Origin of the sequence: Microvirga sp. BSC39 (assembly GCF_000739015.1) — a bacterium.
GTDB lineage: Bacteria > Pseudomonadota > Alphaproteobacteria > Rhizobiales > Beijerinckiaceae > Microvirga.
In genome coordinates this window covers 118,318-124,907 of the sequence record NZ_JPUG01000025.1, presented here as the reverse complement: position 1 = coordinate 124,907, position 6,590 = coordinate 118,318, and the positions used below count along the sequence as shown (strand labels likewise).

Genomic DNA, 6,590 nt, shown 5'->3' with positions numbered 1-6,590 from the left:
AAGAGGCTGACTGAAAAAGGTTGAGTGGCTTCAAGCCCTTGTGATTCCGTCGGATTTGCGAAGATTCGATGGAGTTCACGATGGTTTGGACTGAGGCCACTCGCCGACACTATCGGCGAGACGGACTGCGTTATGCAAGCAATCTCACCGATGCCGAATGGGCGCTGATCAAGCCCTTCATGCCCGCCGCCCGGCGGATCGGCCGTCCCCGCACCACATGTCTGCGGGCGGTGGTTGAGGCGATCCTGTATCTGGCCGCGACCGGTTGCCAATGGCGCCAGTTGCCCAAGGAGTTTCCGCCATACTCCACTGTGCAGAGCTATTTCTATGCCTGGTCACGGGATGGCACGTTCGAGCGGATCAACCATGCCCTTGTGGCCGCCTCGCGCGAGAGGGTCGGCCGGGAGGCGAGCCCATCCGCGGGCGTGATCGACAGTCAGTCGGTGAAGACAACGGAAAGCGGTGGACCGCGCGGCTTTGATGCCGGCAAGAAGATCAAGGGCCGCAAGCGCCACATCATCACCGACACGCAAGGCCATCTGGTCGGGCTGCGCGCTCATCCCGCCGACATCCAGGACCGCGACGGGGCGATGGAGGTGCTGACATCCATCCGCGTCCTCTATCCCTGGCTGCGCCATGTCTTTGCCGATGGTGGCTATGCGGGAGACAAGCTGCGCGACGCCGTCGCCGCTCTTGGGCACTGGACCATCGAGATCATCAAGCGCTCCGACGCGGGCAAAGGCTTTGCGGTCCTCAAGCGCCGCTGGGTTGTGGAGCGAACCTTCGGTTGGCTTGGACGCTGCCGCCGCCTGGCCAAGGACTTTGAAGCGTCGATTGAAAGTGCGGTGGCTTGGATCTTCATCGCCCATATTCGGATGCTGACCAGAAGACTTGTAAGGCCCTGAAACCAGACCGGTCTTTCTGAGTCAGACTCTAAGAGATCCGATGTTCCACGAAGGGAGCCGGAGAGCTCCGAGGTCGAATACTACAAGATGCTCGCGCGGCTTTCCGAGGATCGCGCACGGGAAATTCGGCGGATTGCAGCTCTCGAAAGAGCCAGCCTTGAGCAGCGTCTTCTGGAGCAAGAGCCGACCATCAAAGCCTATGCAGAAGAGCAGGAGCGCCTAAGGCTAAATTATGATCGCCTCAAAGCCTCATCACAACGTTCGAAGGATCACTACCAGCAGCTCAAGGTAGAACTGGCGTCTACCAGGGCGCAGCTCAAGGCGCTTCAGAAAGCACAAAAGACGCTTGCTGCGTCACGGGCGCACCGTCTGGCGAATGCATATGTGCGGCTCGCAACCGGACACTCCCTGGTCGCGAGAACCCTCCTGCTCCTACGACGAGCGGCCCGTGCTCTCAACAGGGTCAGGCGCGCACTGAGCTGACGAATCCAGGAAGATCGCCGAATATAGCCTGAAGGGATTTGATTCATCGAAGTCGTCAGCAGATCTGCCGCTGCCTGCCGGAGCCGCCGGGCTTCTTCGTGATCTGAGCCAGAAGAAGGGGCGTTCCAGCCATGGAACGCCCCTTTTCCATCCGTCGTTAGCGCCCGCTCCTCATGCGAAGAGCGGGCGCTTTGTTGTGAGATTTCAAGCCGCGAGCTGGCGCAGCACGTAGTGCAGGATGCCGCCGTTGCGGAAGTACTCGACCTCTTCCAGCGTATCGATGCGGCAATGCACGGGAACGCGCTTCACCGAACCATCGGCCGAGGTGACTTCCATCTCCATGCGCATGCGCGGCTTCAGGTCGCCGGCGAGGCCCTTGATGGTGATCGTCTCGTCGCCCTTCAGCCCGAGCGTCTCCCAGGACGTGCCCTGCTCGAACACGAAGGGAGCCACGCCCATGCCGACCAGGTTCGAGCGGTGGATGCGCTCGAAGCTCTCGGCGATGACGGCGCGCACGCCGAGGAGGTTCGTGCCCTTGGCCGCCCAGTCGCGGGACGAGCCGGTGCCGTATTCCTTGCCGGCGAGAACGATCAGCGGAACGCCCTCGTCCTTGTAGCGCATGGCGGCGTCGTAGATGAACATCCGCTCGCCCGACGGGTGATGGATGGTGTAGCCACCCTCGACCACGTGACCGCTCTCGTCCCGAACCATCTGGTTCTTGATGCGGATGTTGGCAAACGTGCCGCGCATCATGACCTCGTGGTTGCCGCGACGGGTGCCGTACTGGTTGAAGTCGGCGACGCGCACCTGGTGCGACTGCAGGTATTCACCGGCCGGCGACGCGGCGCGGATGTTGCCCGCGGGCGAGATGTGGTCGGTGGTGATCGAGTCCTGGAAGAGCCCGAGGATGCGCGCGTTCACGATGTCCGTGACCGGCTTCGGATCCTTGGTCATGCCCTCGAAGTAGGGCGGGTTCTGCACATAGGTGGACCCCATGTCCCACTCATAGGTGAGGCCCGGCTCAAAGGTGACCTTCTTCCAGTTCTCGTCGCCCGAGAACACGTCCGAGTAGCGGCTCTTGAACAACTCGCTGGTGATCGTGCGGTCGATGAAGTCCTGCACCTCGGCCGAGGACGGCCAGATGTCCTTCAGGTACACCGGCTGTCCGTCCGAGCCCGTGCCCAGCGGATCGTTGGCGAGATCCACCAGCATGGAGCCGGCGAGCGCATAGGCCACCACCAGGGGAGGCGAGGCGAGGTAGTTGGCGCGCACGTCCGGGTTCACGCGGCCCTCGAAGTTGCGGTTGCCCGAGAGCACCGACACGGCCACGAGGTCGTTGTCGTTGATCGCCTTCGACACGTTCTCCGGCAGCGGGCCGGAATTGCCGATGCAGGTGGTGCAGCCGAAGCCCACGATATTGAAGCCGAGCGCGTCCAGGTCGCCCTGGAGGCCGGCCTTCTTGAAGTACTCCTCGACGATCTGCGATCCGGGCGCCAGGGAGGTCTTCACCCATGGCTTGGAGGTCAGGCCCTTCTTCACCGCGTTGCGGGCGAGGAGCCCCGCGCCGATCATCACGCTCGGGTTAGAGGTGTTGGTGCAGGAGGTGATCGCCGCGATCACCACGTCGCCGTGGCCGAGATCGTAGTTGGCGTCGTCCACCTTCACGCGCTTGCCGATTTCGCCGGCCTTGCGGAACTCCTTCTCCATGGCGCCGAGGAACTCGGTCTTGGAGGTGTCCAGGGTCACGCGGTCCTGCGGGCGCTTGGGGCCGGCGAGCGAGGGAACCACGTCGCCCAGGTCGAGCTCGAGGCTGTCGGTGAAGACCGGGTCCGCCATGTCGGGGGTGAGCCACATGCCCTGCGCCTTGGCATAAGCCTCGACGAGAGCCACGCGCTCGTCCGTGCGGCTGGTGGTGCGCAGGTAATCGATGGTCTTCACGTCGATGGGGAAAAACCCGCAGGTGGCGCCGTATTCGGGGGCCATGTTGCCGATGGTGGAGCGGTCCGCCACGGACATGTCGGTGAGGCCGGGGCCGTAGAATTCCACGAACTTGCCGACCACGCCCTTCTTGCGCAGCATCTGGGTGACGGTGAGCACCAAGTCGGTGGCGGTCACGCCCTCACGGAGCTTGCCGGTGAGCTTGAAGCCGATGACCTCGGGGATGAGCATGGAGACCGGCTGGCCGAGCATGGCGGCCTCCGCCTCGATGCCGCCCACGCCCCAGCCGAGAACGGCAAGGCCGTTGACCATGGTGGTGTGCGAATCGGTGCCGACCAGGGTGTCCGGATAGGCCACTTCCTCGCCCGTGGCCGTGTCCTTGCGGGTCCACACGGTCTGGGACAGGAATTCCAGGTTCACCTGGTGGCAGATGCCGGTCCCCGGAGGCACGACGGAGAAGTTCTCGAAGGCGGTCTGGCCCCATTTGAGGAAGCGGTAGCGCTCGCCGTTGCGCTGGTATTCCAGCTCCACGTTGCGGTCGAAGGCCTTGGGGGTGCCGAACTCGTCCACGATCACCGAGTGGTCGATGACGAGGTCGACGGGCACGAGCGGGTTGATCTTGCGCGGGTCGCCGCCGAGGTTCTTCATGGCGTCGCGCATGGCGGCGAGATCCACCACGGCCGGAACGCCGGTGAAGTCCTGCATCAGGACGCGGGCCGGCCGGTAGGCGATTTCCTTCTCGGCCTTGCCCTTGTTGTCGAGCCAGGCGGCCACGGCCTCGATATCGGCCTTGGTGACCGTGCGGCCGTCCTCGTAGCGGAGCAGGTTCTCGAGCAGCACCTTCATGGAGAAGGGCAGCTTCGAGGCGCCGGTCAGGCCGTTCTTCTCGGCCTCGACGAGGGAGTAATAGGTGTAGGACTTGTCACCCACTGTAAGGGTCTGGCGGGCATTGAAGCTGTTTGTGAGCGTCACGGCGAATCCTCGCGTGCATTTGGGTTACGAACATGTGTTCGGCCGAAAGCGCGATAAGCGCGCGCCGCTCCGGGGGTGCCCGGACAGGGGAGTAAGCGCGCGAGGCGGATTGGACGCCTTGGCGCGCGGCGCAGCCACGGGTGCTATAGATCATTTCCAACCATCCCGCTACACGGTTTAGAACGGTTCTGGGGTGCAAAGAGGGCAGGGGTACGGGGTTTGCGTCTGAGCGTTAACAATTTGGCCTGCGAGCGGGGGGAGCGGCGCATCTTCGAGGGCGTCTCCTTCACGCTCTCAGCCAGCGAAGCCCTGGTGATCACCGGTCGCAACGGGGCCGGCAAGTCCTCGCTCCTCGACATCCTGGCCGGGCGGCTGCATCCCGTGGCCGGAGCGATTCTGCTCGACGGGGCCGGCGAGCGCACCCTGGCCGAGTGCCTGCACTATGTGGGTCACCGGGACGCCCTCAAAGCGGCGCTCACAGCCGAGGAAAATCTCACCTTTGCCCGTGACTTCCTGGGCCATCCGGCCCTGAAACCTCGCGAAGCCCTGGAGGCCGTGGGGCTGGCGCATGCCGCCCGCCTGCCGGTGGCCTATCTCTCGGCCGGCCAGCGCCGGCGGGTGGCGCTCGCCCGGCTGCTCGTGGCGCATCGGCCGCTCTGGCTTCTGGATGAGCCGACCTCCGCCCTCGACACGGCCTCGCAGGAGACCCTGCGCCTGATTCTCGAAAGCCACCGGGAGAACGGCGGCATGATCGCGGCCTCGACCCATTCGCCGTTGTTTCTCAAGGACGCCAAGGAGATCCGGATCGAGCGGGCGAGCAGGCCCTCAACCGTCGCAGGAGAGGAGAGATGATCCGCTCCTTCAACGCCCTCCTGATCCGTGACCTGAGGCTCGCCGCCCGCGTCGGCGGCTCGGGCGTCATGGGCCTCATCTTCTTCCTGATGATCGTGACGCTGATTCCCTTCGCCCTCGGTCCCGATCTCAATCTGCTCTCGCGCATCGGCCCGGCGATCCTGTGGATCGCGGCCCTGCTCGCCACGCTGATCGGGCTCGACCGTCTGTTCCAGGCCGATCAGGAGGATGGGTCGCTCGATCTCCTGCGCCTGTCCCATGCGCCCATGGAGATCGTGGTTCTCGCCAAGGTCATCGCCTACTGGCTCGTGACGGGCCTGCCGCTCGCCATCGCGGCGCCCTTCCTGGGCTTCCTCGTGGCGCTCTCGCCCGAGGCCATGCTCGCCATGGTAAGTACCCTTCTGGTGGGCACGCCGGCGCTCACCTTCATCGGGGCGGTGGGCGCGGCGCTGACCTCGTCGTTGCGGCGCGGTGGCCTGATCCTGGCGATCCTGGTCCTGCCCTTCATGATCCCGACCCTGATCTTCGGGGTCTCGGCCGCCAATGCGGCGGTCGGCGGGACGATCCCGTTCATGACGCCGTTCCTCGTGCTTGCGGCGCTGTCGCTGATCGCGGCCGTTGTCGGCACCGTGGGCGCCGCGGCCGCGCTCAGGTCGGGGGAATAGCGCACCTTTCGCCTCAGGCGGCCTGTGAGGCTTTCTCCGTCGGCTGCACGAAGGCGACTTCAAAACCCTCCATGCCCTCGCAGGTGAAGGCCAGCACGCGCCCGGCATCGCGCCGGATCCAGCCCCGGTCAATCATGCGGGACAGGAGGGCGGCGCCCAGCGCGCCGCCGAGATGGCTGTGGCGCTCGCTCCAGTCGAGGCAGGCGCGGCAGACGGGGCGGCGGCCTTTCTCCAGCGCCGCCAGATCGATGCCGAAATCGGCGAAGAAGGCGCGGCCCTTCTCGGTCAGGCTCATGTCCTTCTCACCCTCGACGAGGCCCTGCCGCTGCGCGCCTTTGAGAAGCGCAACGCCCCGCTCTCCGGCGAAATGGTCGTAGCAGATCCGAGCGGACCGCAGCGCCGCATCCTTGGGGCCGGTGCGCACCCGGGTGGCGCCCGTGCGCTGGGCGAGGCCCATCAGGGCTTCGAGCACCTGGGCTACGTCGGGGCCGGATAACCGGAAGTAGCGGTGCCGTCCCTGTCTCTCCGCCATGAGCAGATTCGCAGCGTCGAGCTTGGCGAGATGCCCGCTCGCCGTCTGGAGCGTGACGCCCGCGGCTTCCGCCAACTCGCTCACGGTGAGCGCCCGCCCGTCCATGAGGGTGGTGAGGATGTTGGCGCGGGCCGGATCACCCAGGAGCGCGGCAACGGACGCGATGACGGGACCTTCCTTCATACTTCGACGATAGCCGAAGCATCGACGTCGGGCAATCGGCTACGACGGGGGTGTGCTCAA

The 6,590-nt window shown here is 65.2% G+C and carries 6 protein-coding genes; 4 read left to right on the top strand and 2 right to left on the bottom strand.

The annotated features are described in order from the left end of the window. Window positions 1-80 precede the first annotated feature (80 nt). A complete protein-coding gene (locus tag MA07_RS02920; protein WP_152568675.1) occupies window positions 81-905 on the top strand; it encodes an IS5 family transposase in 825 nt (274 codons plus the stop codon). Window positions 906-992: 87 nt separating this feature from the next. Next, on the top strand, window positions 993-1,388 hold the full coding sequence (locus MA07_RS02915) for a hypothetical protein (RefSeq protein ID WP_036346713.1): 396 nt from the start codon (window positions 993-995) through the stop codon (window positions 1,386-1,388). Window positions 1,389-1,592: 204 nt separating this feature from the next. On the opposite strand, the gene acnA is transcribed toward MA07_RS02915, so the two are convergent. Next, window positions 1,593-4,298 carry an aconitate hydratase AcnA gene (gene acnA / locus MA07_RS02910; RefSeq protein WP_036346710.1) on the bottom strand — a complete coding sequence of 902 codons (2,706 nt, stop codon included), beginning with the start codon at window positions 4,296-4,298 and terminating at the stop codon, window positions 1,593-1,595. A 219-nt stretch (window positions 4,299-4,517) separates the two neighbouring features. Here acnA and ccmA point away from each other — a divergent pair, with 219 nt between their 5' ends. Together ccmA and ccmB are read left to right on the top strand one after the other, a co-directional pair. After that, window positions 4,518-5,150 (top strand): heme ABC exporter ATP-binding protein CcmA, encoded by a 633-nt coding sequence (gene ccmA, locus MA07_RS02905; RefSeq protein ID WP_036346707.1) that lies wholly within the window; start codon window positions 4,518-4,520, stop codon window positions 5,148-5,150. Next, window positions 5,147-5,815 carry a heme exporter protein CcmB gene (ccmB, locus tag MA07_RS02900; RefSeq protein ID WP_036346705.1) on the top strand — a complete coding sequence of 223 codons (669 nt, stop codon included), beginning with the start codon at window positions 5,147-5,149 and terminating at the stop codon, window positions 5,813-5,815. The genes ccmA and ccmB overlap by 4 nt, the downstream gene beginning before the upstream one ends. Before the next feature lie 13 nt (window positions 5,816-5,828). Here ccmB and MA07_RS02895 read toward each other — a convergent pair whose 3' ends face one another. Next, window positions 5,829-6,530 carry a winged helix-turn-helix domain-containing protein gene (locus tag MA07_RS02895; RefSeq protein ID WP_036346703.1) on the bottom strand — a complete coding sequence of 234 codons (702 nt, stop codon included), beginning with the start codon at window positions 6,528-6,530 and terminating at the stop codon, window positions 5,829-5,831. Window positions 6,531-6,590 lie beyond the last annotated feature (60 nt).

What these genes read in the sequence shown, in the direction of transcription:
- MA07_RS02920 (WP_152568675.1), top strand. Translation starts at nt 81, where the DNA reads ATGGTTTGGACTGAGGCCACTCGCCGACACTATCGGCGAGACGGACTG.
- ccmB (WP_036346705.1), top strand. Translation starts at nt 5,147, where the DNA reads ATGATCCGCTCCTTCAACGCCCTCCTGATCCGTGACCTGAGGCTCGCC.
- MA07_RS02895 (WP_036346703.1), bottom strand. Translation starts at nt 6,530, where the DNA reads ATGAAGGAAGGTCCCGTCATCGCGTCCGTTGCCGCGCTCCTGGGTGAT.
- MA07_RS02915 (WP_036346713.1), top strand. Translation starts at nt 993, where the DNA reads ATGCTCGCGCGGCTTTCCGAGGATCGCGCACGGGAAATTCGGCGGATT.